Annotated in this window: 1 pseudogene; it reads left to right on the forward strand. The window is 65.6% G+C overall.

Going from position 1 to position 454, the window contains the following annotated elements:
- Positions 1-316, forward strand: a pseudogene (locus K9U40_RS23750) (hypothetical protein); the annotation flags it as partial.
- Positions 317-454 lie beyond the last annotated feature (138 nt).

Raw genomic sequence — 454 nt, forward strand, 5'->3', positions numbered from 1 at the left:
CTACTACGTGAAGGCCACGCGCGACGTGCTCGAAGGCAAGTGGACCACCGGCCAGAGCTGGTGGGGCGTGAAGGAAGGCGCGATCGATCTCGTCTCCATCGCCGACGACGTGCCCGCCGAAACCAAGGCCAAGGTCGATCAGGTCAAGGCCGGCCTGAAGGACGGTTCGTTCTCCATCTGGAAGGGCCCGATCCTCGGCCAGGACGGCAAGGAACTGCTCGCCAAGGACGTGGTCGCCGACGACAAGTTCCTCTCGGGCGTGAACTTCTACGTCAAGGGCGTGGAAGGCACGGTGCCGGGCGGCGACAAGAAGTGATCCGGTAGACCGGGGTTCGGGCCGTTCGCCAGCGTGATGCTGGCGGGCCCGGCCCCTCTCTTCGACAAGGCCGCCTCCGGGCGGCCGTTGTCTTTGCGGCCCCGCTTTTTCCCCATTTGCCTGCGTCGATCCATGACC

The sequence above is a fragment of the Xanthobacter autotrophicus genome (assembly GCF_030015065.1).
Classification (GTDB): domain Bacteria; phylum Pseudomonadota; class Alphaproteobacteria; order Rhizobiales; family Xanthobacteraceae; genus Xanthobacter; species Xanthobacter autotrophicus_D.